This window comes from Microbacterium sp. 01T413_2, from assembly GCF_056398985.1.
Genome location: NZ_JBFTQL010000008.1, coordinates 95,077 through 119,154, shown reverse-complemented (window position 1 = coordinate 119,154; position 24,078 = coordinate 95,077). Strand labels below are relative to the sequence as shown.

The 24,078-nt window shown below is 71.0% G+C and carries 20 protein-coding genes; 13 read left to right on the top strand and 7 right to left on the bottom strand.

The window, feature by feature from the left end:
* Positions 1-7: 7 nt before the first annotated feature.
* Together AC1DMN_RS07005 and AC1DMN_RS07000 are read right to left on the bottom strand one after the other, a co-directional pair.
* Positions 8-1,108, bottom strand: coding sequence for a zinc-binding dehydrogenase (locus tag AC1DMN_RS07005; protein ID WP_477384025.1), 1,101 nt, complete (start codon positions 1,106-1,108; stop codon positions 8-10).
* Between the two features lie 48 nt (positions 1,109-1,156).
* Positions 1,157-1,876, bottom strand: coding sequence for an SDR family NAD(P)-dependent oxidoreductase (locus AC1DMN_RS07000; RefSeq protein ID WP_441977276.1), 720 nt, complete (start codon positions 1,874-1,876; stop codon positions 1,157-1,159).
* 134 nt (positions 1,877-2,010) lie between these two features.
* Here AC1DMN_RS07000 and AC1DMN_RS06995 point away from each other — a divergent pair, with 134 nt between their 5' ends.
* The 9 genes from AC1DMN_RS06995 to AC1DMN_RS06955 all read left to right on the top strand — a co-directional run bounded on the left by AC1DMN_RS06995 (position 2,011) and on the right by AC1DMN_RS06955 (position 13,328).
* Positions 2,011-2,967 carry an aldo/keto reductase gene (locus tag AC1DMN_RS06995; RefSeq protein WP_477230912.1) on the top strand — a complete coding sequence of 319 codons (957 nt, stop codon included), beginning with the start codon at positions 2,011-2,013 and terminating at the stop codon, positions 2,965-2,967.
* Between the two features lie 65 nt (positions 2,968-3,032).
* Positions 3,033-5,360: an arylsulfatase gene (locus AC1DMN_RS06990; RefSeq protein ID WP_441977274.1), complete on the top strand. Its 2,328-nt coding sequence runs from the start codon at positions 3,033-3,035 to the stop codon at positions 5,358-5,360.
* 237 nt (positions 5,361-5,597) lie between these two features.
* The gene (locus tag AC1DMN_RS06985) at positions 5,598-7,136 is read left to right on the top strand and encodes an ABC transporter substrate-binding protein (RefSeq protein WP_441977273.1); all 1,539 of its coding nucleotides are present in this window, start codon (positions 5,598-5,600) and stop codon (positions 7,134-7,136) included.
* Between the two features lie 65 nt (positions 7,137-7,201).
* Positions 7,202-8,143 carry an ABC transporter permease gene (locus AC1DMN_RS06980; RefSeq protein WP_441977272.1) on the top strand — a complete coding sequence of 314 codons (942 nt, stop codon included), beginning with the start codon at positions 7,202-7,204 and terminating at the stop codon, positions 8,141-8,143.
* Complete coding sequence (locus AC1DMN_RS06975) at positions 8,140-10,002, top strand: dipeptide/oligopeptide/nickel ABC transporter permease/ATP-binding protein (protein WP_477230911.1); 1,863 nt, start codon at positions 8,140-8,142, stop codon at positions 10,000-10,002. Before AC1DMN_RS06980 ends, AC1DMN_RS06975 begins: the two co-directional genes overlap by 4 nt.
* A complete protein-coding gene (locus AC1DMN_RS06970; RefSeq protein WP_441977270.1) occupies positions 9,999-10,832 on the top strand; it encodes an ATP-binding cassette domain-containing protein in 834 nt (277 codons plus the stop codon). Before AC1DMN_RS06975 ends, AC1DMN_RS06970 begins: the two co-directional genes overlap by 4 nt.
* A 68-nt stretch (positions 10,833-10,900) precedes the next feature.
* On the top strand, positions 10,901-11,488 hold the full coding sequence (locus tag AC1DMN_RS06965) for a TetR/AcrR family transcriptional regulator (RefSeq protein ID WP_440733394.1): 588 nt from the start codon (positions 10,901-10,903) through the stop codon (positions 11,486-11,488).
* Positions 11,489-11,534: 46 nt separating this feature from the next.
* On the top strand, positions 11,535-12,263 hold the full coding sequence (locus AC1DMN_RS06960) for an alpha/beta fold hydrolase (protein ID WP_477230910.1): 729 nt from the start codon (positions 11,535-11,537) through the stop codon (positions 12,261-12,263).
* A gap of 81 nt (positions 12,264-12,344) precedes the next feature.
* Positions 12,345-13,328, top strand: a complete 984-nt coding sequence (locus AC1DMN_RS06955; RefSeq protein WP_477230909.1) for a methyltransferase family protein — start codon at positions 12,345-12,347, stop codon at positions 13,326-13,328.
* Between the two features lie 182 nt (positions 13,329-13,510).
* Here the strand turns inward: AC1DMN_RS06955 and AC1DMN_RS06950 are convergent, their stop codons facing one another.
* Entirely contained in the window at positions 13,511-14,836 is a 1,326-nt protein-coding gene (locus AC1DMN_RS06950) for an amidohydrolase (protein ID WP_441977267.1), read from the bottom strand.
* 270 nt (positions 14,837-15,106) lie between these two features.
* On the opposite strand from AC1DMN_RS06950, the gene AC1DMN_RS06945 reads away from it, so the two are divergent.
* The 3 genes from AC1DMN_RS06945 (at position 15,107) to AC1DMN_RS06935 (ending at position 18,446) form a co-directional block, all read left to right on the top strand.
* Positions 15,107-16,558 (top strand): glyceraldehyde-3-phosphate dehydrogenase, encoded by a 1,452-nt coding sequence (locus tag AC1DMN_RS06945; protein WP_441977266.1) that lies wholly within the window; start codon positions 15,107-15,109, stop codon positions 16,556-16,558.
* A 177-nt stretch (positions 16,559-16,735) separates the two neighbouring features.
* Complete coding sequence (locus tag AC1DMN_RS06940; RefSeq protein WP_477230908.1) at positions 16,736-17,404, top strand: response regulator transcription factor; 669 nt, start codon at positions 16,736-16,738, stop codon at positions 17,402-17,404.
* A 31-nt stretch (positions 17,405-17,435) separates the two neighbouring features.
* A complete protein-coding gene (locus AC1DMN_RS06935) occupies positions 17,436-18,446 on the top strand; it encodes a sensor histidine kinase (RefSeq protein WP_441977264.1) in 1,011 nt (336 codons plus the stop codon).
* On the opposite strand, the gene AC1DMN_RS06930 is transcribed toward AC1DMN_RS06935, so the two are convergent.
* Genes AC1DMN_RS06930 through AC1DMN_RS06920 form a run of 3 tightly spaced genes read right to left on the bottom strand, consistent with a single transcriptional unit; the run spans position 18,439 to position 21,301 of the window.
* Entirely contained in the window at positions 18,439-19,314 is an 876-nt protein-coding gene (locus AC1DMN_RS06930; protein ID WP_477230907.1) for an FAD:protein FMN transferase, read from the bottom strand. The genes AC1DMN_RS06935 and AC1DMN_RS06930 overlap by 8 nt on opposite strands.
* Position 19,315: 1 nt before the next feature.
* A complete protein-coding gene (locus AC1DMN_RS06925) occupies positions 19,316-19,855 on the bottom strand; it encodes an FMN-binding protein (RefSeq protein ID WP_477230906.1) in 540 nt (179 codons plus the stop codon).
* Positions 19,856-19,888: 33 nt separating this feature from the next.
* The gene (locus AC1DMN_RS06920; RefSeq protein ID WP_477230905.1) at positions 19,889-21,301 is read right to left on the bottom strand and encodes a ferredoxin reductase family protein; all 1,413 of its coding nucleotides are present in this window, start codon (positions 21,299-21,301) and stop codon (positions 19,889-19,891) included.
* A 176-nt stretch (positions 21,302-21,477) separates the two neighbouring features.
* On the opposite strand from AC1DMN_RS06920, the gene AC1DMN_RS06915 reads away from it, so the two are divergent.
* The gene (locus tag AC1DMN_RS06915) at positions 21,478-22,548 is read left to right on the top strand and encodes a winged helix DNA-binding domain-containing protein (RefSeq protein ID WP_477230904.1); all 1,071 of its coding nucleotides are present in this window, start codon (positions 21,478-21,480) and stop codon (positions 22,546-22,548) included.
* Positions 22,549-22,593: 45 nt separating this feature from the next.
* On the opposite strand, the gene AC1DMN_RS06910 is transcribed toward AC1DMN_RS06915, so the two are convergent.
* The gene (locus AC1DMN_RS06910) at positions 22,594-24,033 is read right to left on the bottom strand and encodes a helix-turn-helix domain-containing protein (RefSeq protein ID WP_440733383.1); all 1,440 of its coding nucleotides are present in this window, start codon (positions 24,031-24,033) and stop codon (positions 22,594-22,596) included.
* Positions 24,034-24,078: the final 45 nt, after the last annotated feature.

The following is a 24,078-nucleotide window of genomic DNA, read 5'->3' as shown; positions in this document are numbered from 1 at the left end:
GTGGTCCTCACAGCCGGGGGTCGATGACGGCCTCGACCTCATCGAGGTGGTGCATGTTCGCGATCTTCTCGGAGGCCTGGGCGAGTCCGACGGGGGCGCTGAACAGCTCGTCCCACGGGTAGCGGTCGGCGAAGGCCTGGAAGAAGTCGATCGAGCGGGCGTAGTCGGCGATGTCGCCGTTGAGCGAGCCGACCATGGTCAGTTCCTTGCCCATGAGCGTGCTGACCGGGAAGGCGTCCCCGACGGGGCCGGTGGATCCGACGATCACGACGGTGCCGCGCTGCGCGGCCATGCCGACGGCGTCCGGCCCCACACTCGGGGCGCCGGCGAAGTCGAACACGTGGTCTGCGCCGCGTCCGTCGGTGAGCTCCATGACCTGGGCGACGACGGGGCCGTCGCGGAAGTCCACGACCGCATCCGCGCCGAACCGCGCCGCGAGTTCGAGCCGCGCAGCCGGTGCGCCGACGGTGATGACACGCCCGGCGCCCGAGATCTTCGCCACGGCGGTCGCGAAGATGCCGAGTGCGCCGGCGCCCTGCACGACGACCGTGGAGCCGGGCCGGATCCTCCCACCGCGTTCGAACGCGCGCAGCACGGTCTTCGCCGCGCAGCCGGCCATCGAGGCCCAGGTGTCCTTGACCGCGTCCGGCAGCAGCAGCTTCGCCGCCCCCGGCGTGACGTAGGCGTACTCGGACAGGCCGGCGGTGGCGAACGGCGGCACGTCGGAGCGCTGCAGGAAACCGTAGCCGCGCCGGGAGCAGTGCACGGGCTCGCGCAGCACGACGCAGCCGTAGCACTCGCCGCAGGTCGACTCGGACCACCCGATCCGGTCGCCGATGTGCAGCGACCGGCCGAGCGCGTCGACGGTGCCGTTGCCGAGGGCGACGATCTCGCCGACCATCTCGTGGCCGAGTACCATCGGCAGCATGCCGGGGAAGGTCATCCTGCCCTCCCAGATCTCGATGTCGGTGCCGCACAGGGTCGACACCGCGATCCGCACCAGCGCGGCGCCGGGCGCGACCTCGGCCGGGAGCGGCAGATCCTGCAGGGTGAGGGGCTGACCGTGCTCCGTGAGCACGGCCGCGCGGGTGGTGGTGGGGATGGTCATGCGGATCCTTCCGGGATCAGGCGCTTCGACAGGCTCAGCGACCATGTTTCAGACGAGCAGCTGGCCGCCGTCGACGGGGACGGAGACGCCGGTGATGTGACTCGCGGCGTCGCCCGCGAGGAAGACGACGAGCGGCGCGACCTGCTCGACCTCGGCGATCGTGCCGAGCGGGATCCGCGCCTCCCAGGCGGCGCGCGCCTCGGGGTCGGTGGCGAAGCCGGCGGTGAGCGGGGTGAGGATCGGGCCGGGCGCGACCGCGTTCACGCGGATCCGGCGCCCGGCGAGCTCGATCGCGGCGGTGCGGGTCATAGCGTCGACGGCGGCCTTGGTCATCTCGTAGTGCCCCATGCCGGGCGTGGGCTGGCGCCCGCCGATCGACGAGGTGTTCACGATCGCGCCGCCGTCGGGCAGGCGCGGGGCGAACTCGCGGAGCATGAGGAACGTGCCGCGGATGTTCACGGCCACGGCGGCGTCGAAGACCTCGAGCGGGACCTGCTGCTGGGTGCCGCCGCCGAGCACGACGCCGGCGTTGTTGACGAGCACGTCGATGGTGCCGAGTGACTCTCCCGCCGCGGCGACCGAGGCGGGATCGGAGATGTCGAGCGCGAGTGCGGTGGCGTCGAGCTCCGCAGCCACCGCGGCCGCGGCGTCGGCGTTCACATCGCCGATGATCACCTCGTCTCCGGCCTCGCGGAAGGCGGCGGCGATGCCGCGGCCGAGCCCGGAGGCTCCTCCGGTGACGAGAATGCGGCGGGGGGAGATGGTCATCTCACGTCCTCTCTGACGGGGCATCTCCGTTATATTCTACAAGCATAGAAAAACGCAACCCGGGATCCCCCTGGTCGTTGAGCGAGGACGGCGAAGCCGCCCGAGACGAAACGCCCTCAGAGCAAGGAGTACTCATGTCAGCGTCGACACTTCCGCACCGCGCCCTCGGCGGGCTCACCGTCCCACCGCTCGCGCTGGGATCCTGGAACACCTGGGATCGGATGGATCCCGACGCTGCCGTCACGATGATTCGCCGTGCCGTCGAGCTCGATGCCGGCTTCTTCGACGTCGCGTACTACAACATGGGGCCGCACGCCGAGAACTCGCGCACCGACATCCTCTTCGGGGAGGCCCTGCGGGCGAGCGGCGTCGCGCGGGACGAGATCGTGCTGTGCGGCAAGCTGTGGCTCTGGGACTGGCCGAACCAGTCCTTCCGCGCCCAGCTCGTCGAGAGTCTGGAGCGCGCGGGACTCGACCGCTTCGACACGCTCGTCGTCGGCGACTACCTCGACGAGCCCGATGTAGCGCGGATTGTGACCGACGTGAACGAGCTCATCGCCGAGGGGCTCGTGGGCGGCTGGGGGATCAACAACTGGCGGATCGGGCACACGCGGACCGCGCTGGCCGCGGCGGCCGACACGGGTCTCGTCGGGCCCTCGTTCGCCCAGCTCAAGTACGGAATCGCCCGGCGCGCCATGGCGGAGGGCGCCGCGTACGGCCCCCTCTTCGCGGACGGGACGCTCGCGTTGCAGGCCTCGGACGTGTTCGAGGGCGGGATCCTCGCGACCGGCCGCGCGCCCCAGCGCAAGATCGGCGCCGACGTCGGCGGCATCCGCGAGCGTATCCTCGCCCTGTACCCGGAGGTCGCCCGCATCGCCGACGACTTCGGGGTGACGCCCGCGGCACTCGGCATCGCGTTCTGCCTCACCCATCCGGCGGCGGCGAACGTGCTGTTCGGCGCCTCACGGATCGGGCAGCTCGAGCAGAACCACGCCGCCCTCGCCCTGGTCACCGAGCGCGGGGCCGAGGTGCGCGAGGCGCTTGCCGGGCTGCAGGCCGACGTCGACGTGCGCGACGACGGAGCATGGTGAACCCGGTGGCGGGCTCCGCCCACCACCGGGACGAGAACGGGACCGAGGGGCGAGGAGCACGCAGCATGGATGTTCAGGATGAGACGGCGTCGTCCTCCGCCTACCGCGGGTTCGGGGGACGCGTGGGGGAGTTCACGTCGGAGTCGGAGCCGTGGTGGCCGCCGCAGCCGAGCGCGGCACCGGGGGCGCCGAATGTGATCGTGGTCCTCATCGACGATCTCGGCTTCAGCGACCTGGGACCGTTCGGCGGCGAGATCGACACCCCGCACATCGATCGGCTGGCCGAGGAAGGATGGACCTTCACGAACTACCGCACCGCGCCGCTGTGCTCACCCGCACGCGCCGCCCTGCTGACCGGGCTGAACCCGCACCGGGCGGGCTTCGGCCTCGTCGCCCACACGGACCCGGGCTATCCGGGGTTCTCGTGCACGCTGCCCGGGGACGCCCCCACCCTCGCCGAGTCGCTGCGGGCCGGCGGGTACGCGACGTTCATGGTCGGCAAGTGGCATCTCACCGTCGACTCCCGGCTGCACGACGGGGCGGACCGGTCGTCGTGGCCGCTGCAGCGCGGCTTCGACCGCTACTTCGGATCGATGGACGGGTTCACCTCGCTGCACCACCCGCATCGACTCGTGCAGGACAACTCCGTCCTGGACGTGCCGGAGTTCCCCGACGGGTACTTCCTCACCGACGACCTCACCGACCGCGCCATCGGGATGATCGACGACCTGCGCGCGAACGACGCGGCCAAACCGTTCTTCCTCTACTTCGCGCATACGGCCGTGCACGGGCCGATCCAGGCCAAGGAGGCCGACATCGCGAAGTACCGCGGCCGCTACGAGGCCGGGTGGAACGCGCTGCGCGACGAGCGGTTTGCCCGGCAGCGCGAACGCGGCATCGTCGCGGGCGACGCGGCGCTGCCGCAGGGTGCACTCGCGGACGAGGCGCGCATCCCGCGCTGGGACGATCTCGACGACGCGGAGCGGGAGCTGTTCGCGCGGTACATGGAGGTCTACGCCGCGGCCGTGGACGAGGTCGACCAGAGCCTGGGCCGGCTGCTCGCGCACCTCGAGGAGCGCGGTGAGCGCGAGAACACCATCGTCGTGGTCGCGAGCGACAACGGCGGCACCGCGGAGGGCGGTCCGCGCGGGACCCGCAGCTACTTCGCCCAGTTCGGGAGGATGGGGCCGGATCCGGAGGGTTGGGTGCCCGACGAGCCGCGCGAGGTCGACCTGATCGGCGGTCCGCGGCTGTTCGCGCACTATCCCGCCGGCTGGGCGCGTGTCTCGAACACGCCGTTCCGCTCGTTCAAGGGATCGCTCTACGAGGGCGGGGTGCACGCCCCGCTCATCCTGTCCTGGCCCGCCGCGCCGGCGCGGATGGCGGCGGGGCTGCGCGACCAGTTCGTCTTCGTGTCGGACCTCGCCCCGACGATCCTCGACCTGACCGGGACTCCGCGGCTGGACCGCCGGCACGGGAAGGAGTCCGTGCCGAGCGACGGCCGCAGCGTCGTCGACCTACTGAGCGACCCGAGGGCGCCGGGGAGACCGGCCCAGTACTTCGAGTGCTTCGGCAGTCGCGCGCTGATCGACGACGGCTGGAAGGCGATCTCCACGACGCCGCCGACTCGGGAGCAGGGCGCGGCCGGCGGGGCCTGGGAGCTCTACCGCCTCGCGGAGGACCCGACCGAGACGCGCGACCTCACGGCGGAGCACGGGGAGCGCGCTGCACTGCTCGCCGAGCGCTGGCGCGAGGAGGCATGGGCGAACGCGGTCTTCCCGCTCGACGACGACGGATCCCTGCACCGGATCCGACCCGCGACCGAGCGCCCGCTGGGTGATCCCGTCACGCTCTCGCCCTACCGGCCTCCGCTCGAGCGCTACCGGTCGGCCGCGCTGACGGTGCTGAGGTCGTTCGACGTGCGCATCGACGTGCGCACCACGGGCGACTCCGCCGGCGTGCTCCTCGCGCACGGCGACCAGGGCGGCGGATACCTCGTCGCGATCGACGACGGCGCGCCGCTCGTGTCCTACAACGCCTACGGGCGCATGCATCGCGCCCGCGGCGCGGCGCTCGCGCCGGGCGCGCACCGCCTGGTGCTGAGGATGGCGGAGCAGGACGATCTGCGCTGGAGCGTCGAGCTCGAGGTCGACGGCGCGGCCGGCCTGCGGATCCCGTCGGTGCCGATGCTGCTCGGAATGGCACCCTTCACGGGGATCAGCGTGGGATACGACTACGGCGGTCCCGTCGATTGGGAGCTGTACGAGAGGCATCGCAGCTACCGGTTCGACGGGCCCGAGCTCGCCGTCCACTACCTGCCCGGCGCGCGTTCGGCCCACGACGTCACGGAGCTGCGCGAGATCGACCGCGAGGTCGCGCGGGTCGCGGACTGAGCGCGAATCGCCTTCGTCCGAGCCGCACGGGCGACAGCTCTGCGCGCTCGGACAAGGGTGATTCGCGCAGGGTCATGGATCCGGTCCGTCCTGTGAGAAGAACCGCTTGCGTTCTTTTTCCACACATGTAGACTAAACGCAACGACACATCGGAGTGACGTCGGTATGGCTCCCCGGAGCGCGGCCGAAGGCCCTTCGAACCCTTCTTCACCTCAACCCGCACCGAGAGAAGGAACCATGAAACGAGTGCCCCTCGCGATCGCCGCGGCCGTGGCCGCGGCCCTCGCCCTCACCAGCTGCTCCGGCGGCGGAGGCACCACGACGCAGACGAGCGACGCCGCCGCTGCCGCGAACGCCCCCGACGACCTCAACATCGGCAACTTCCTGGACGTCACGTCCTGGGATCCGGCCCTGGCCGACATCGGCTTCGACGGGCCGTACCTGTCCGCGGTCTACGACGCCCTGGTCGCCCTCGACAAGGACGGCAAGCCGGTTCCCGCCCTCGCGGAGAAGTGGGAGGTGGCCTCCGACGACCTCAGCATCACCCTGACCCTGCACAAGGGCGGGACCTTCAGCGACGGCACCCCGGTCGACGCCGACGCGGTCGTGAAGAGCCTCGACTACCTCAAGGCGGGCGCCCGTTCCGGCGAGGCCTACACGAACGTGTCGTCCTTCGAGGCGGTGGACGACCACACGGTCAAGATCAACCTCACGCAGCGCGACGACACGATCCTGTACTTCATGGGGCTCGGCCGCAGCTACGTGATGTCGCCCAAGGCCATCGCCGCGGGCACGCTCGGCAAGCAGCCGGTCGGCTCCGGCCCCTACACGCTGGACGGCGCGAAGAGCGTCGCCGGATCCGAGTACCACTTCACGAAGGTCCCCGGCTACTGGGACGCGAAGGCGTACTCCTTCAAGAACCTCGCGATCTTCCCGATCATGGACGCCACGGCGCGCCAGAACGCCATGCTCAGCGGCCAGATCAACGTGCAGTACGGCGACATCACGAACAAGGACGCGGCCCAGCAGCAGGGCTGGAACACGGTCTCGCGGGTCTCCGGCTGGGCCGGTCTCGTCATCACCGATCACACCGGCGCGAAGAACAAGGCGCTCGGCGACCTCAAGGTCCGTCAGGCGCTGAACTACGCCTTCGACGGCGCCGCGATCCTCAAGGCCGTCGGCAGCGGCGCCGGCGCCGCGACGAACCAGGTGTTCCCGGAGGGCGGCTCGATCAACGACCCTTCGCTCAACAAGCAGTACGCGTACAACGTGGACAAGGCGAAGCAGCTCCTCACCGAGGCCGGCTACCCGAACGGGTTCGACATCTCGATGCCGATGTCGCCGGTGTTCGAGCAGTGGAAGCCCGCCGCGGACCAGGCGCTGACCGCGATCGGCGTCAAGGTCACCTGGGACAACATGCAGATGCCCGACTACCAGCTGAACGCGCCGAACTACCCGATGTTCATCTCCTTCCTCGCGATGGACGGCAACGAGGTGGCGACGGTGGCCCGGCAGGTCACCTCCAAGCAGTGGTTCAACCCGGCACCCGACTACGCGAGCAACGCGGTCCTCGCGCCGCTCGTGAAGAAGGTCCAGGAGACGAAGGGCGCCGACCAGACGGCGGCGATCAAGGACCTGAACAAGGCCCTGGTCGACCAGGCCTGGTGGTCGGTCTGGTACCAGGCGGACAACACCTACTACTCGGTGTCCGGCATCAAGGTCCAGCCCGTCATCGGCATGATGTTCCCGACGCTGCGCTACATCACCAAGGGCTGACGCCCCGGGGGCCCGACCCGTCGTAGGTCGGGCCCCCGTTCCTCCTCACCCCCCGAGAGGTCCTCATGCTCCTGTTCACCGCGAAGCGGCTGCTGTCCGGCATCGTGCTGCTCGTGGTCGTCTCCGTCGCGACGTTCTTCCTCGCGCACCTGGCGATCAAGGATCCGACCGCTGCGCTTCTGGGCACCACCGCGAGCCCCGCGCAGCAGGCCGCGCTGGCGACGAAGATCGGCATCGACCGTCCGCTGCTGGTGCAGTTCTGGGACTGGTTCTCGCACCTCGTCACCGGCGACTTCGGATCCTCCTGGCGCAACTTCCAGCCCGTGGGCGCCCAACTCGCCATCAAGGTCCCGGTGACCCTCTCCGTCGTCACCTTCGCGACGCTCATCACGGCGGTGCTCGGCATCGCCTTCGGGATGATCACGGGTCTGCGCCCCGGGACCTGGTTCGACCGGATCCTCAAGGGCATCTCGGTCGTGCTGTTCGCGCTGCCCGGCTTCTGGGTCAGCCTGGTCCTCGTCCTGTGGTTCGCGGTGCAGCTGAAGTGGTTCCCTGCGGTCGGCTACGTGCAGCCGTCGCAGTCCGTCGACGGATGGATCCGCTCGCTCACGCTCCCCGCGATCTCGCTCGCGCTCGGCGGCGTGGTCGCCGTCTCGGAGCAGCTGCGCAACGCCGTGATCGCGCAGAGCCGTCAGGACTGGGTGCGCACCCTGCGCAGTCGCGGTCTGTCGCCGGCCAGGGTGAACCTGCACATCCTCCGCAACGCCTCACCGGCTGCGCTCACCGTCATCGCCCTCATGTTCGTCGGCCTGCTCAGCGGCGCCATCGTGGTGGAGCAGATCTTCAGCCTCCCCGGCATCGGGCAGCTGACCAATCAGTCCTCGCAGAACGGCGACATCCCGATGCTCCTCGGCATCACCGTGGTGTCGATCGTCTTCGTCGTGATCATCAACCTCCTGCTCGACCTCGTGCTCGGCTGGATCAACCCGAAGGTGCGCGTCGCATGACCACCACCGACATCCGCGTCGCGTTCGATCGCGCCAGGCAGCGGCGTCGCTCGAGCCTGTTCCGCCGGTTCCTCCGTCACCCCGGCGGGTACATCCCGCTCGCGATCTTCGTCCTCATCGTGCTCGTGGGCGTCTTCGCCCCGCTGCTCGCGCCGATGGATCCGAACTTCGTCGACCTCGCCGCCGCCAAGGCCCCGCCGTCTGCCACGCACCCGCTGGGCGCCGACTCGACCGGCCGTGACATCCTCAGCCGGCTCATCTACGGCACCCGGATCACGATCTGGGGTGCGCTCATCACGATCGTCACCGCCGTCGTGATCGGAGTGCCGACCGGCGTCGCCGCCGGCTACTTCCGCGGTCCGTTCGACCGGGTCGCGATGTGGGTGAGTGACGCGCTGCAGTCCATCCCCGGCATGATCATCCTGCTCGTCGTCGCCGCGGGCAGCCGCAACAACTTCGAGCTGCTCATGGTCACGGTCGGCGTGTTCATGGTGCCGGGATACTTCCGCATCGCGCGATCGCAGACCCTCAGCGTGCGCGAGGAGCCGTACATCGACGCGGCGCGCGTGTCCGGTCTGTCCGATGCCCGCATCATCTCCCGGCACGTCGTCACCGCCGTCTACCCGCCCGTCATCATCCAGACGGCGCTCACCGCCGGCATGGCGATGGGCATGCAGGCCGGGTTGCAGTTCCTCGGCATCGGAGACTCGAACGTGCCCAGCTGGGGCGCGATGATGCTCGAGGGCTTCCGCCTCATGCTCACCTATCCGCTCATGCTGCTGTGGCCCTCGGTCGCGCTCGGCCTGACGATCGCGGTGCTCGCGATCATGGGTTCCACCCTCGCCGAACTGGCCCAGGTGCGCACCCCGCGGCTGCGCCGCCGCCGCGCTACGGCGATGGACGCCGCGGCCGCCGCCACTCCCGCGACGGGTACCGTGCGGCACGCGGTGGAGGGATCCGCACTGCGCGTGGAGAACCTGCGGGTGAGCCATGCCACCCCGAACGGCGTCGTCGAGGTGGTGCACGGTGTCACGCTCGACGTAGCCCCCGGGGAGGTCGTCGGCATCGTCGGCGAGTCCGGATCCGGCAAGTCGCAGACGGTGTTCTCGGTGCTCGACCTGCTGCCCGCGAGCGGCGCGAGCACGGCCGACGCGATCCGCATCGCCGGTGAGGACGTCACGACGGCGACGCCGAAGCAGCGCCAGGCCCTGCTCGGCCGCGAGCTCGGCTATGTGCCGCAGGAGCCGATGAGCAACCTCGACCCGTCGTACACGATCGGCCACCAGCTCGTGGAGCCGCTGCGCCGCGTGCACGGCATGAGCGCCGCTGATGCGAAGGCCAGGGCGCGCGAGGTGCTGCTGCGGGTGGGGCTGGCGGATCCGGACCGGGTCCTGCGCAGCTATCCGCACCAGGTCTCGGGCGGCATGGCGCAGCGCGTGCTCATCGCCGGCGCGATCTCGGGCCGGCCGTCGATCCTCATCGCCGACGAGCCCACCACCGCGCTCGATGTCACCGTGCAGGCCGAGGTGCTCGAACTGCTGCGCGAGCTTCAGCAGGAGTACGGCATGGCGCTGCTGATCGTCACGCACAACTTCGGCGTCGTCGCCGACATCTGCGACCGCGTGATCGTGATGCGCGGCGGCGAGATCGTCGAGCAGGGCGATGTGGATCCGCTGTTCGCGCACCCGCAGCAGCCCTACACGCGGGAGCTCATCGCGGCATCGCTCGACGACGCCCTGGGGCGAGCGGAGCTCGACGCGGCCGGGCGGGCCGAGCCCGACGCTGGCCGGCGCAGCGCGCTCGACGCGTCGGACCCCGCGGCCGGCGCCACGACGGACACGACGGAGGTGCGCGCATGACCGCGCTGCTCGAGGTGCAGGATCTGGTCGTCGAGTACGGCCGTGGCCGGTCGGCGTTCCGCGCGCTGCACGGCGTCTCGATCGACGTCGCGCCCGGGGAGTGCATGGGTCTCGTCGGCGAATCCGGATCCGGCAAGTCCACCCTCGGCAAGGCGATCCTCGGCCTCGCACCCGTGACCGGCGGCAGCATCCGCTTCGACGGCAGGGACATCACGTCCCTCGGTCGCGCGGAACGACGCGCCCTCGCGGCCGACGTGCAGGTGGTGTTCCAAGATCCGTACGGATCCCTGAACCCGGCGATGACCATCGGCGACATCCTGTCCGAGCCGCTGCTGACCAGCGGACTGGGCGGATCCGAGGCGCGGGCGCGCGTACGGGAGATGCTCGACCGGGTGCGCCTGCCCGAGACCGCGATGGACCGCTATCCGAGCGAGTTCTCCGGCGGTCAGCGTCAGCGCATCGCCATCGCCCGGGCTCTCGTGCGCCGGCCGCGACTGATCGTGTGCGACGAGCCGGTCAGCGCGCTCGACCTCACCACGCAGGCGACCATCCTCGACCTGTTCATCGAGCTGCAGCGCGACACCGGTGTCTCCTACCTGTTCGTCTCGCACGACCTGGGCGTGGTCCGGCGGGTGTGCCACCGTGTCGCGGTGATGTACCACGGCGAGATCGTCGAGACCGGAGCGGGGGAGCAGGTCACGCGCTCGCCGCGGCATCCCTATGCCGAGCGACTGCGCCTGGCGTCGCCGGTCGCCGACCCCGTCAAGCAGAGGACGCGCCGTGCCGAATGGCTGGCGCTGCGCGAGGCCACGGATGCCCCGGTACGGTAGCAGGCAGCGATTCCGCACGTCCGCGCCCCGGTGCGCGTCGCCGGCGGACGCCATGTCGGAAGGAACCCATGCCGAAGATCATCGATCACGATCAGCGTCGTCGGGAGATCGTCGAGGTCGCCAAGGGAATCATCCTCAAGGGCGGGTTCGAGGCGGCGACCATGCGCAGCATCGCCGCCGAGGCGGGCTTCGCGAACGGTGCCCTGAAGCACTACTTCCCTGGCAAGGAGAGCATCGTCGCGGCGACGTTCGAGACGATCCTCGCGCAGATCTCCGAGGGTGTGCAGGAGGCCGGATCCGCCCCGGACGGTGCGGAGGCGGCGCTGCGCAGCTTCCTGGAGGCGACGATCCCGCGAGATCCCGAGCAGATCGCCGCCGGACGGGTGCTGCTCGCGCTTTGGGAGTACGCGATGTCGAACGAGCAGCTCGCAGAGCTGTACCGGAGCCATCTGCGCTCCTGGCGCGCATCGCTCGTGGAGCGGATGGAGGCGGCCCGCGACGAGGGCGCGATCCGCGACCAGGACTTCGCGCCCCTGGCGAACGAATACATCTCTTCCGCCGTGGGAGCGACCGTGATCAACCTCATGTACCCCGACGGCGATCGCATCGCCGACTATCAGGCCTACATCGACCAGTTCCTCGCGCGGCTGCGCTGACCCTGCTCCGGGCGGCCTCCACGCGTCATCGAGAGGAGGGCGCCCGATGACCGGCGCACCCAGGATCGCCCTGTCCGTCGTCCGCTCGGAGGGTACCGGCCGACCGGCCCTGTTCCTGCACGGCCTCGCCTCGCGCGCCCGGCTCGACTGGCCCTGCGCCGCATGGGAGCCTGCCCTCGCGGATCGACCGGCTCTGCTCGTGGACCTGCCGGCGCACGGCGACAGTCCTGCGGCCGGCGTGCTCTCCACGTCACGCGTGGTCGACCTGCTCGCGCAGACTGTCGCGTCGATCGCCTCGGGGGAGGAGATCGACGTCGTCGGCTACTCCCTGGGCGCGCGTCTCGCGTGGGCGCTCGCCGGGCACCCCGAGGTCGCGGTGCACCGTCTCGCACTGGGCGGACTCAGCCCGTGGGAGCCGTTCACGATGGTCGACCTGCCCGCCGCCCGAGCCGCGCTCGCCGGAGGGCCGGCGCCGGCGGATCCGATCACCGGCATGATCCTGGGTATGGCTGCGCTCCCCGGGAACCGCCCCGAGGAGCTGCTCGATCTCATCGAGGGGCTCGCGTCGGAGCCGTTCGACCCGGCGGCCGTCGCCGCGCCGACGCAGCCCGTGCTGCTGCTCGGCGGGACCGAGGACCCGATGTCGGAGGGCATCGACATGCTCGCCGCCGCCGTGGCGGGCTCCCGCGTCGTGCGGGTGCCGGGCGACCACCTCGCGGCGCTGCACGCTCCCGAGTTCCGCACCGCCGTCGTGGAGTTCCTCGCCGAGGACTGAGCCCGGCGCGGTCCCCGAAGCTCCCCTGGACACCCCCTGTCCATTATTTCCTACAATTGTAGAAACATGAAAGGCATGTACATGACCACCACTCCCGACGCCGCGCGGATCCTGGACATCGCGACGGGCTACATGGCCTCGAAGCAGCTCTTCGAGGCCAGCCGGATCGGCCTGTTCCCGGCGATCTCGAATGGCGCCGACACGGTCCCCGCCATCGCCGAGCGCACCGGCGCGAGTGAGCGCATCGTGCGCATCCTCGCCGACGCGATGACGGGCAAGGGGCTGCTGACGCGTACCGAAGGCCGCTATGCGCTCGAGCCGGACGCGGCCGCCTACCTGGCCGGAGACGCCTCGGTCGTGGACCTCGCGCCGTTCCTCACCTTCCTCGGCGAGATCAGCTACCCGCACTGGCTGCAGTTCGCGCACACCGTCGACACGACCGAGCCCGGCGACCTGCAGATGGACGACGCCCGCTGGGGGACCTTCATGGCCGGCGTCATGACCTACAACGCCCTGCACGCGCAGGAGTTCGGCCGTCTCGTCGACCTCTCCGCCGCGACGAACGCGCTGGACTTCGGCGGCCTGTCGGCGGGCTTCGCGCTCGAGGCGATGCGGCGCAACCCGGGCCTGCGCACCACCTTCCTCTACGCGCCCGGGTTCGAGGGCGGCATCGCCGAGGCCGTCGAGGCGGCGGGCGTGGCGGACCGCGCCACGGTCGAGGTCGGCGACACGGCGGGCGCGCAGCCGCAGGGCGCCTACGATGCGGTGCTCGCGAACCACGTGATTCACCGGTTCTCGGCCGAGGAGAACGCGCAGCTCTTCCGCAACCTCAGGGCCGCAGCGGTGCCCGGCGCCACCCTCACCGTGCTCGACTTCTTCCTCGACGACGACGCGCAGCAGCGCGGCATCGACGCGCTGCATGCGGGGGAGTACCTCGTGATCGACGGCACGGTCGTCTACCCCGAGGCGCAGGTCCGCGGCTGGCTGGCCGACGCGGGCTGGGAGGTGCGCGAGAAGATCGCCCTCCCCGCAAGCCCGCGGGTGCTCATCGCCACGGCGGTGTGAGAGCGGCGCGGCCTCGCGCGGCTCCTGTTCCGGGCGAGGCCGCGCGTCAGGATCCGGCTCTCGCGGACGGGACCGGATCCAGGGCGGGCGACGAGCGGACGCGTCGCCCGCCCCGTTCATCCACACGGCTCCGTGGCGAGCGTGAGGCGGCGAGCGGTGTGGTGGTCGCTCGCGCGCCCGCACTACGCCTGTGCGAACACCGTCCTGCCGTCGACGATGGTCCGCGCGATGCCGACATCGCCGAACGGACGACCTGGCGCGGCGGGGTCCTCGTCCAGGACCGTGATGTCCGCGACCTTGCCGACCTCGAGCGATCCCTTCCAGGCTGCGGCGCCGTCCTGGCGCGCCGGATCGATGGTCACGCACCGGAGCAGCTGCTCGCGGATGCCCGCGTCGTCGCGGCCGAGCAGCGCGAGCGAGGCGTCCAGGCCGATGCGCCAGTCCGGCGTCGCGATCGGTGCGTCGCTCGTGATCGTGGTCAGCGCCCCCGAGGCGATCATGTGGCTCAGCGGCCAGGCGGCGGCGATACGGGCCGCGCCGAGCTGTGCGCCCGCCCAGTCCCGGGTGTGCTCCGCGATGAGCGGCTGCACGGCGAAGCCGGCGCCGACGGCGCCCATGCGCTCGATCTGAGCAGGGGTCGCGAGGTCGGCGTGCACGACGTAGTGCGGTGCGGCGGCGGCCCTGGGGTGCGCCTCGAGCACCCGCAGGAACTCCTCGATCGACCGGTCGCCCGTCGCGTGCACCGCGACCTGCTCGCCCCGTTCGACGGCGAGGCCGATCATGCGCCGGTACGCGTGCAGCGCTCCCTCGGCGCCCTGGGGCAGCAGTCCGCCCGACGTGCCGTCGGGGTAGGGCTCGCTGACCCAGGCGGTCGTCATCGGAGGGATCCCGTCGGCGAAGATCTTGACCCCGGTGACGGCGAGCCAGTGCGGATCCGTCTCGGGTTTCGGCGCGCGGATCCCCTGCTCGAAGGCCGCGAGGTCGGCCGAGCCGTCCAGTTCCCCGAACAGACGCAGCAGCGTGACACGGGCGGTCTGGACGCCGGCGCGATGAAGCTCGAGGTAGGTGTCCATCATCGCGGTGCCGAAGCACCCGGTCTCGCCGGCGTCCTCACCTGGGCCGATCCCGGGTTCGGTGTAACTCGTGATGCCGAGTTCGGCGAGCAGACGCCAGGCGTTGCGCAGCGCGGCTCGGCGCTCGACGGCGGTGCGTATGAGCGTGCCAGAGGGCTGCTCGTGCGGTGAGGCGTCGGAGAAGAACAGGTGCGGCCAGCGCGCGCCGAGCCAGGCGGCATGCAGGTGCGCGTCGTTCACGCCGGGGATGGCGGTGCGGCCGTCGAGATCGACGGTTTCGGTCGCGTGGAGCCCGAGCGCCTCCGCACCCAGGGCGATGATGCGGCCCGCTCGAACCGCGAGGGCGTCGGTCGTCGACCCGCCCGGATCGAGCGTGCGGATCCGTCCGCCGCGCAGGAGGAGGTCGGCCTCATCGCCGAGGTGATTCGCGTTCATTATTCCACCAGTGTAGACGAAAGGTGGGAGGGCGTGCGGCGTTGGATGGACCAAGGTGGGCTCCGTGTCCAGGCGCGGGTTCCGGGCTCTTTGCGTTCCCGTGCGCGGACATGTCGGCGCTCGCCTTGAGCGGCAGGGAAAGAACCGCGATTCTTGCACCCCGGATCGGCCGGGCGCGCGTCCTGCGTCCGCCTACCCTGGATACGGGCGGATCCGCCCCTCCCGATCCCGCGCCACTGACCCCTGGCGCATCTGCTTGCAAGGACGCTGATGAACGACTTCGCCGCGCGCCGCGACGACTGGAAGGCCAGAGAAGAACTCGCAGAGCGGATGATCCCGCTGATCGGCGGGCTGAACCGCGATCGTGACGTGGTGACGTCGCTGCACGGACATCGCCTGCTCGGCCTGTCCACCACGGAGATTCTCGAGGTGCACGAGCGCGTCGCCGCGCTCGGTCATGACGAGCTCGCACTCGAGGACACCCTCGCCGTGCTCGAGGCGCTGCGCGAAATCTCGCCCTCCGCCGCATCGCTCGACCTCGGCCGCCTCAGCGAGAGCGTGCAGGGCGACGTCGCAGGGCTGACCGAGCGCCTCCGCGTCGAGCTCGCGCCGGCCCTCGGCGAGGCCTCGCCCGCCGAGCCCACCGACGTGGTGCTGTACGGCTTCGGCCGCATCGGGCGTCTGCTCGCCCGCATCCTCATCGCGCACACCGGCGGCGGCAGCGGGCTGCGCCTGCGGGCCATCGTCGTGCGCAAGGGCGCCGAGAACGACCTGGTCAAGCGCGCGTCGCTGCTGCTGCGCGACTCCGTGCACGGCCGCTTCGAGGGCTCCGTCGACGTCGACGAGGAGAACTCACAGCTCATCGCCAACGGCACCCGGATCCAGGTGATCTACTCGAACGACCCCGCGACGATCGACTACACCGCGTACGGCATCCGCGACGCGATCGTCGTTGACAACACCGGCCGCTGGCGCGATGAGGCCGGCCTCAGCCGTCACCTCGAGTCCACCGGCGTCGCCCGGGTGCTGCTCACCGCCCCGGGCAAGGGCGATCTGAAGAACATCGTGCACGGCATCAACCACGACACCATCGCCGACGACGACCGGATCCTGTCCGCCGCGTCCTGCACCACGAATGCGATCACGCCGGTGCTGAAGGCGGTCGACGAGGCGTACGGCATCGTCCGCGGCCACGTCGAGACGGTGCACTCGTTCACGAACGACCAGAACCTCATCGACAACTTCCACTCCGGAGACCGCCGCGGCCGCTCCGCCGTGCTGAACATGGTCATCACCGAGACCGGAGCCGCGAAGGCCGTCGCCCGGGCTCTGCCGGAACTCGCGGGCAAGCTGACCGGATCCGCGATCCGCGTGCCCACGCCCGATGTGTCGCTCGCGGTGCTGCACCTCACCCTGGAGCGTCCGGCCGAGAAGGCGGAGATCAACGACTACCTGCGCCGCGTGTCGCTGCACTCGAAGCTGCGCCAGCAGATCGACTACGTCGAGTCGCCCGAGGTCGTCTCGACCGACTTCGTCGGCTCGCACCGGGCGGGCATCGTCGATGGCCTCGCGACCATCGCGAACGGCACCGACGTGATCCTTTACGTCTGGTACGACAACGAGTTCGGCTACTCGAGCCAGGTCATCCGCGTGCTCGAGGTCATGGCCGGTTCGCACCCGATCGTGTTGCCGGTGCGCCGCGAGGTCACGCTGCAGGGCTGAGCGCTCGCATCGGGCGGCTCCCCGTCGTGTGGGGTCCGTCGTCGCATTCTGGGGCGCGTCCCGCCGGATCTTCCCGGTGGGACGCGCCCCGATTGCGTGGAGGGCGCCCCGAACCGGGCGTTTCCTGGGCCTCGTCTTGGAACGCGTGTGGTGCAATCCTGAGGACAGGAGGCCTGCATGATCGACGCCCGGCCGCGTCTCCTCTATGTGGAGGATGACGCGGACATCGCCGAGATGACACTCGAGGTGCTCGGCGAGACCTACGCCGTCGACCACGTGACCGACGGCGCCGTCGCGCTGCGCCGGGCGCTCGACGAGCGCTACGACGTCATGCTCGTCGATCGCCGCCTTCCCGGCATGGATGGGGCGCGCCTGGTGGAGGCGGTCCGCACCGCGCGGATCACCACGCCCGTGCTCATGCTGACCGCGCTCGGCACCGTTCCGGATCGCGTGGAGGGGCTGGACGCGGGCGCCAACGACTACCTCACCAAGCCCTTCGACTTCGAGGAGCTGCTGGCGCGGCTGCGCGCGCTGCGCCGCGGCTTCCAGGCGGAGGGCCGTCGGCGGGCGATCGGCGCGTGGACGTTCATCCCCGACTCCTGGGTGCTGCATTCGCCCACCGGCGCGCGCGTGTCGCTGACCGCCACGGAGGCTGCGCTGCTCGAGTTCCTCTCTGCGAGTCCGGAGCGGGTGTTCAGTCGCGAGGAGATCCTGCGCGGGGTGTTCTCCTCGGCGGACGGCGTCGGGACCGTCGACACCTACGTGCACTACATCCGGCGCAAGTCCACGCCGGAGATGATCGACACCGTGCGCGGGCGCGGCTACCGGGCGGGGGATCCGGGATGATCCTGTGCGCCCGGCGACGGGGGACGACGTCGTGAGCGGATCCGCCGATCGCGATCGGGTGCGCCGCTCAGCCCGGCAGATCGGGGTGTGGACGGGCCTCGCCTCGGCGATCGTGATCGCCGCCGGGGTCGGACTACTCATCGCGGTGATCCTCGCGACCTCGCGGCCGCAGGGAGACGACCGCGTCACGGCGGGGCCCCGGCCTGGCGACTTCGACATCGGAAACCCCGATCACGTCGTCGTGGATGTCGACCGGGTGCTGCCATGGGTGGTCGTGCTGGGCATCGCGGGAGTGGCGCTGCTCGGGCTCATCGCGTGGTTCACGGCCCGGCGGGCGGTCGCCCCGCTGGAGGTGGCGCTGCAGGCGCAGCGCGACTTCGTGGCCGACGCCAGCCATGAACTGCGCACCCCGCTCACGGCGCTGTCCAGCCGCGTCCAGATCCTGCAGCGCCGTGTGGCCCGCGGTGAAGACATCGGCGATGCCCTCGACCGGCTGCGCGGTGACACGGCGGCGATGGACGACATCCTCACCGAGCTCCTTCTGGCAGCGCAATCCGACCAGGGGCCTGTCTTGGCGGCGGTGTCGGATGCCGCCGCGGCGGTGCACGGCGCCGTCGACCTGATCCGGCCGATCGCGGAGAGCGCGGACGTGACGCTGCAGGCGGCGGTCCCGGCGGGGCTGTCCGTCGCCGTGCCCGAGGTCACCCTGACCCGTCTGTGCACGGCTCTGCTCGACAATGCCGTGCAGCACGCGCCGTCGGGTTCGTCAGTGGCGCTCTCGGCGGGAGCCGGCAGCAGCGCGGGCCGAGGTTTCGCGGAGTTCCGAGTCGCCGACCGCGGTCCCGGCATCAGGGCCGAGGACCGGGAGCGGATCTTCACGCGGTTCGCCCGTGGTCCCGAGACCGGAAGGCGGCGCGGATTCGGGCTCGGCCTCGCGCTGGTCCGCGACATGGCGACGCGTTACGGCGGGTCTGTCGAGATCGAGGAGACCTCGGACGCGGGCACCACATTCCTGCTGCGACTGCCCCTCGCGCTCAGCTGAGGAGCGCCGTCTCCGCGGGGACCACGGCGACCTCCACCCCGTGCGCCCAGCGGCGGATCCGACCGTCCGCCGCGATCAGCATCCCGGAGCAGTCGGGGGCGGCGCGCAGCCAGGTGAGGTCGTCGAAGCCCGCGACCACGGCGACCGTCGCCCAGGCGTCGGCGTCGCTCAGGTGCTCGGCGATCACGGTCGCCGTGGGGGCATCGCGCACGGCGTATCCCGTGCGGGGATCGACGATGTGCGCCCCGCGCTCGGCCGGCCCGGAGGTCGCGACGGCGCCCTCCCGCAACGGCACCTGTGCCCGCACGGCGCCGGGGCGGAGCGGATCCGCGATGCCGACGGTCCAGACCCAGTCCGCACCGGGCGCCGTGACCAGCTGCATGTCGCCGCCCGCGGAGAGCCCCGCCGCGAGGATGCCGTCCTCGGCCAGCAGCGGGGCGAGGTGCCGGAAGGCCGCTCGCTCGACGGCCCAGCCCTTGACGTACCCGGTCGGGTCTAACCAGCCGTGCCGGTTCGCGTCGAACCGCCCTCCGCTGGCCGACGCGAGGCGGACGCAGGCCTCCGACACCTCGAGGATCCGCGGATCCGCATCCTCGGGACGCAACGAGCCCGCGCGCAGCAGCGAGATCTGCGAGTCGGCGCGGAACGGGGAGAACAGTGCGTCGATCTCGTGCAGCTCGTCCATCGCCGCCGACTGCGCGGCGGCGATCCGTGTGGCGACGTCCGGGGCGGGGGAAGAGGAGGCGGTGAGCACATGCGCGCTCGCGACGGTACCCATGAGCTCCGCGGTGACGACGTGGCGCCGAGGTCCGGCCGCGCGCGCGTGCTCGGAAGACGGCGGCTGCACGGGCCGTGCCACGGCGCTCATGTCATGCCTTCGCCTGGTCGATCGCGCTCTGCAGCGACTGGGTGTAGCCGTCCGAGGTGAACGTGGCGCCCGAGACCATGTCGATCTGCGCCGACTGGGCGCCCTTGGTCTCCGAGACGAGGATCGGGATCGCCTGCGCGTTGATCTCCTCGTCACGGCGCTCGGTGTTCGGGTACTGCGGCACCGACACGTCGGTGATCTGCCCTCCGGACGCCGTGATCGCGACCTGCACGGCGCCGTAACGGGTATCGGCGGCCTGGCCGGTGAACGTGCCGTCCTTGAGACCGGTCGGGGTCGTGGCGGATCCGGGTCCCGAGGTCGTGGAGGAGGACGATCCGGAGGCGGTGTCGGATGACGCGCCAGAGGCCGTCCCGGACGCTGTGCTGCTCGGACTCGTCCCGGTGGCGGATCCGGTCGTGCTCTTGGTCGTGCCCGTGGTGCCGTTCGCGGCCGGCGTGACCACCTCGAGCGAGGTGCGGTAGCTGAACAGCAGGACCAGCCCGGTCAGCGTGGCGAGGACGGCGTAGACGATCTTCTTCATGATTCTCTCGCTCTCGGATCCGTCATCCGCCGCTCAGACGGCGAAGGCCTCACTGTGGATGCGTTCGGCGGCGACGCCGGCGGCGCGCAGGTCGCGGCGGATGCTCTGCATCCACGGGACGGGTCCGCACAGGTACACGTCGTACGGGGACAGGTCTCCGGCGATGCGCTGCAGCAGCTGCGCACCGTCCCACTCGGCGTGCGTGGAGGGCACCCAGCTCGTGCCCGTCTCGGCACGGCGCCCGTGCAGCGTGTAGTGCACGAGCCCGCGGGAGACGGCGAGACGGTCGATCTCCGCGCGGCGCAGTCCGTGGGAGGCGGAGTAGTCGCGGGTGACGAGGATCGCCTCGCCAGGCGCGTACGGCTCGGACTCGAGCAGGGCGACGAGGGGCGCGACGCCCGCTCCGGCGCCGAGCATGAGCAGGCGTGATCCGCTCCGGCGCTCGCCGGTCATGTGACCGTACGGGCCCTCGACCATGACGCGAGTGCCTGGACGCAGCTCGGCCAGCCGGTCGGTGCCGTCGCCGACGCGGCGGGCCGAGATGACCAGCTCGTCGCCGGCCGGATCCGCCGCGAGGGAGAACGGGTGACCGCGGGTCCAGCCCGGTCCGTCCACGAAGCGCCAGATGAAGAACTGGCCGGCGCGCGCTCCGAGTCGATGCACGTCGCGACCGGCCACGCGGACCGACACCCCGTCCTGGCCGTCGGGCGACACGGCGACCACGCGCAGTCCGTGCCGGGCGCTGCGGATCAGCGGCACCGCGACCCGGAACCACAGCACGCACAACGCCGTGCACGCCCACAGCGCCCACGAGTAGAACGTCGCACCGGCGGAGGCCGTGAAGTCGGCGCCGGTCCAGAGCATGTGCGGTATCGCGAGGCCCACGCCGAGGTAGCCGTACAGGTGCAGCAGATGCCAGGACTCGTAGCGCAGCCGACGGCGCGCCCGGCGGATCGATGTGACAACGACGAGGATCAGCAGTCCCGTGCCGGCCGTCGCGAGCAGCATGCCGGGGTAGTCCCAGACGAAGTCCCAGGCCTGCACGAGCACGTCGGTGTGCGACGTGATCGCGTACCCGGCGGTGATGAGCACCAGGTGCGCCAGCAGCAGCCAGAACGACCAGAACCCGACGAGGCGGTGCAGCCGGGTGATGCCGTCCCGGCCGAAGCCGCGCTCGAACACGGGTACGCGGGCCATCAGCAGCACCTGGTACAGCAGCAGGTTCGCCGACACGAGGCCGGTCAGGCGGCCCAGTGTCGTGAGCGTGTCGCCGTCGACAGCCAGCAGGGACTGGACCCCGGCGCCACTCACCCAGAGCGCGAGCACGAACAGGCTCGTCGCCCAGATCAGCGTCACCGCGGCCATCCGCCAGAGCGCCGGGCGCAGCCGGCGGGCCGGCGCGGCGACGAATCGCGGGACCGGAGTGAGGGTGGTGAGCGATGCCATGGCACCATCGTCGGCGTCCGTTTGACAGAGAAAGCCAAGAATCGGCCGCCTTGAGCATCGTCATAGGAAACTCATCGGATCCGACGGATCCGCGCTGTTCGACGAGTCCCGACAGCGTGCGTGGTGCTGTCCGCGGCGCCCGCCCAGTGTCCGCACCTCACGGCATGATGGACCCCATGACGGCTCTCCTGAGCGAACGGCTCCGTTCGCACCGGCTCACCGCCCCTGCGCGCACCCCGGTCGCCGCCGCCCGGCACATGCTCGCCGTGCAGGGCCAGGAATTCATCGCCGGCCGCTGGGCGCTCGGCATCCGATCGTCCGGTGCGCCGACGCTCGCCGCCGTCGACGCCGCGTTCGACCGTGGCGAGCTCGTGCGCACCCACACCATGCGGGGCACACTGCACGTGATCCCCGCCGAAGACCTGCGCTGGGTGCTGTCGGTGACCGGCGATCGCCAGCTCCGCCAGGACGCGACCCGCCAGCGCCAGCTCGGCATCGACGACGCCCTCATCGCCCGCGTCGAGGCGGCGTTCCGCGAGCGCCTGACCGACGGCGGGCGCACCAGGGCGCAGCTGTTCGACGACCTCGCGGAGATCGGCATCGATCCGGCGGGCCAGCGCGGAGTGCACCTCATCTACGCGCTCAACGTGCGCGGCATCCTCGTGCAGGGGCCCGTCGTGCACCGCGACGACGCGGTGTCGCGCGAGCAGCTGTTCATGCTCGCGGCGGAATGGATCCCCGAAACGCCCTTTCCGGAGGATCCGCTCGCGGAGCTCTTCGTGCGCTACGTCGACGGACACGGCCCGGCCACGATCGATGACTTCGCGTGGTGGTCGGGTCTGCCCATCACCGTGGCACGCGAGGCCGCGGAGCGGGGGCGCCCCCGCGTGACCGAGCAGGCGGAGGGCGTGTTCCTCGGAGCGGCCCGCCCGCGACGCGGGCCGGGGGCGGATGACGCCAGAGCGCTCGCTCTGCCGATGTTCGACGAGTACTACATCTCTTACGCCGACCGCTCGGCCGTGGCATCGGCGGAGAGCATGGCGTCGATCGGCCCCGGCAAGAACGGCATGGTGCGCGCGAGCCTGCTCGCCGGCGGACGCATCGCCGGCGCCTGGACCCACTCTGCGGCGGTCGGCCGGCACCGCGACGAGCCGATCCCCGAGCTCTTCAGCGGAGAGCCGGCACCCGATCCCGCCGCGGTGACTGCGGCCCTGCGCCGCTACGCCGACTTCGTGTCCGTGCACTGAGCGACGCGCTGAGCACCGTGCACTGACCGCCGTGCCGGCCCGCTGCTACTGGGCGGCGTGGCGGTCCAGGAAGGAGTACACCTCGTTGTCGTCGACGCCGGGGAACGCGCCGCGGGGGAGCGGCGAGAACATGTGCGTGTGCACGCGGGCGCTCGGCCAGGCCTTGTTGTTCCAGCGCTCCGCGATCCCGGCCGGAGGGCGGCGGCAGCACGCCTCGTCGGGGCAGGTCGACTGCGCACGATCGGTGGTCTCCCGCCCGCGCCACCAGCGGGCGTCGTCGAACGGCACACCGACCGTGATCGAGAAGCCGCCGCCGTCGGTGGATCCGGTCTGCGTCGAGCACCAGAACGTTCCGGACGGGGTGTCCGTGTACTGGTAGTGCTCCGTGGTGCGATTGCGCTGGCTGAAGGCGGCGCGCGCCGAGAACTTGCGGCACACGGTGAGACCCTCGACGGATCCGGTGACGTCCATCGGCAGCGGCAGGTCGTCGTTCTCGTACACACGGGTGAGCGCGCCCGACTCGTCCACGCGCAGGAAGTGCAGTCGCATGTCGAGGTGCTTCGTCATGAGGTTGGTCATCCGCATGCCGGCGGCCTCGTGGGTCACGCCGAACGCGTCGCGGAAGTCCTCGACGGCGAGGTTGCGGTCCTTCTTCGCCTGCTGCAGGAAGGCGACGCCCGCGGTCTCGGGGATGAGGCAGCACGCGGCGAAGTAGTTGATCTCCACCCGCTGCTGCAGGAAGTCGGCGTAGTCGGTCGGGGGAGTGTGGCCGAGCAGGCGGTGCGCCATCGCCTGCAGCGCCATCGAGCGCAGGCCGTGGCCGCCGGGGATCGATGCCGGCGGGAGGTAGATCCGCCCATGCTCAAGATCCGTGACCGAGCGCGTGGAGTGCGGCAGGTCGTCGACGTACAGCAGCTCGAACCCGAGCTGCTCGGCCATGATGCTCACGGTGCGGTGCGTGAGAGCTCCCGAGGAGTGCCCTGCCGCCTTCAGCTGCTTCTCGGCGAGCGCCTCGATCTCGGGCAGATGGTTGTCCAGCGCACGCATCTTCAGACGCAGCTCGGTGTTGGCCCGCCGCGCCTCCTCCGGCGTGGCGATCGCCTCGCGCTCACGGCGATGCAGCTCGCGGTGCAGGCCCAGGATCGACTCGATCGTCTCGTCGGGCATGCCCTTGCTCACCCGCACCGGGGCGATCCCGAGCTGACGGAACACCGAGCTGGACTGCGCGCGGTCGAGTTCGATCTCCAGCGCGGCGCGCCGGTTCGGCGGCTCGCCGGAGATGAGGTCGCTCACCTCGGTGCCGGTCGCGTCGGCGATGGCCTGCAGCAGCGAGAGCTTCGGCTCCCGCTTGCCGTTCTCGATGAGGCTGAGCTGGGAGCCTGCGACACCGACGGCGGCGCCGAGCTCGTCCAGGGTCATGCCGCTGCGCGTGCGGTGGTGTCGGATGCGATGTCCGAGGGTTGTGAGCTCGAGTCCGGAGGCCATGGAATTGATCCTAGCGAAAGAATCAATGTTCTTGAAGCCAACAAC

What these genes read in the sequence shown, in the direction of transcription:
- AC1DMN_RS07005 (WP_477384025.1), bottom strand. Translation starts at nt 1,108, where the DNA reads ATGACCATCCCCACCACCACCCGCGCGGCCGTGCTCACGGAGCACGGT.
- AC1DMN_RS07000 (WP_441977276.1), bottom strand. Translation starts at nt 1,876, where the DNA reads ATGACCATCTCCCCCCGCCGCATTCTCGTCACCGGAGGAGCCTCCGGG.
- AC1DMN_RS06995 (WP_477230912.1), top strand. Translation starts at nt 2,011, where the DNA reads ATGTCAGCGTCGACACTTCCGCACCGCGCCCTCGGCGGGCTCACCGTC.
- AC1DMN_RS06990 (WP_441977274.1), top strand. Translation starts at nt 3,033, where the DNA reads ATGGATGTTCAGGATGAGACGGCGTCGTCCTCCGCCTACCGCGGGTTC.
- AC1DMN_RS06985 (WP_441977273.1), top strand. Translation starts at nt 5,598, where the DNA reads ATGAAACGAGTGCCCCTCGCGATCGCCGCGGCCGTGGCCGCGGCCCTC.
- AC1DMN_RS06980 (WP_441977272.1), top strand. Translation starts at nt 7,202, where the DNA reads ATGCTCCTGTTCACCGCGAAGCGGCTGCTGTCCGGCATCGTGCTGCTC.
- AC1DMN_RS06975 (WP_477230911.1), top strand. Translation starts at nt 8,140, where the DNA reads ATGACCACCACCGACATCCGCGTCGCGTTCGATCGCGCCAGGCAGCGG.
- AC1DMN_RS06970 (WP_441977270.1), top strand. Translation starts at nt 9,999, where the DNA reads ATGACCGCGCTGCTCGAGGTGCAGGATCTGGTCGTCGAGTACGGCCGT.
- AC1DMN_RS06965 (WP_440733394.1), top strand. Translation starts at nt 10,901, where the DNA reads ATGCCGAAGATCATCGATCACGATCAGCGTCGTCGGGAGATCGTCGAG.
- AC1DMN_RS06960 (WP_477230910.1), top strand. Translation starts at nt 11,535, where the DNA reads ATGACCGGCGCACCCAGGATCGCCCTGTCCGTCGTCCGCTCGGAGGGT.
- AC1DMN_RS06955 (WP_477230909.1), top strand. Translation starts at nt 12,345, where the DNA reads ATGACCACCACTCCCGACGCCGCGCGGATCCTGGACATCGCGACGGGC.
- AC1DMN_RS06950 (WP_441977267.1), bottom strand. Translation starts at nt 14,836, where the DNA reads ATGAACGCGAATCACCTCGGCGATGAGGCCGACCTCCTCCTGCGCGGC.
- AC1DMN_RS06945 (WP_441977266.1), top strand. Translation starts at nt 15,107, where the DNA reads ATGAACGACTTCGCCGCGCGCCGCGACGACTGGAAGGCCAGAGAAGAA.
- AC1DMN_RS06940 (WP_477230908.1), top strand. Translation starts at nt 16,736, where the DNA reads ATGATCGACGCCCGGCCGCGTCTCCTCTATGTGGAGGATGACGCGGAC.
- AC1DMN_RS06930 (WP_477230907.1), bottom strand. Translation starts at nt 19,314, where the DNA reads ATGAGCGCCGTGGCACGGCCCGTGCAGCCGCCGTCTTCCGAGCACGCG.
- AC1DMN_RS06925 (WP_477230906.1), bottom strand. Translation starts at nt 19,855, where the DNA reads ATGAAGAAGATCGTCTACGCCGTCCTCGCCACGCTGACCGGGCTGGTC.
- AC1DMN_RS06920 (WP_477230905.1), bottom strand. Translation starts at nt 21,301, where the DNA reads ATGGCATCGCTCACCACCCTCACTCCGGTCCCGCGATTCGTCGCCGCG.
- AC1DMN_RS06915 (WP_477230904.1), top strand. Translation starts at nt 21,478, where the DNA reads ATGACGGCTCTCCTGAGCGAACGGCTCCGTTCGCACCGGCTCACCGCC.
- AC1DMN_RS06910 (WP_440733383.1), bottom strand. Translation starts at nt 24,033, where the DNA reads ATGGCCTCCGGACTCGAGCTCACAACCCTCGGACATCGCATCCGACAC.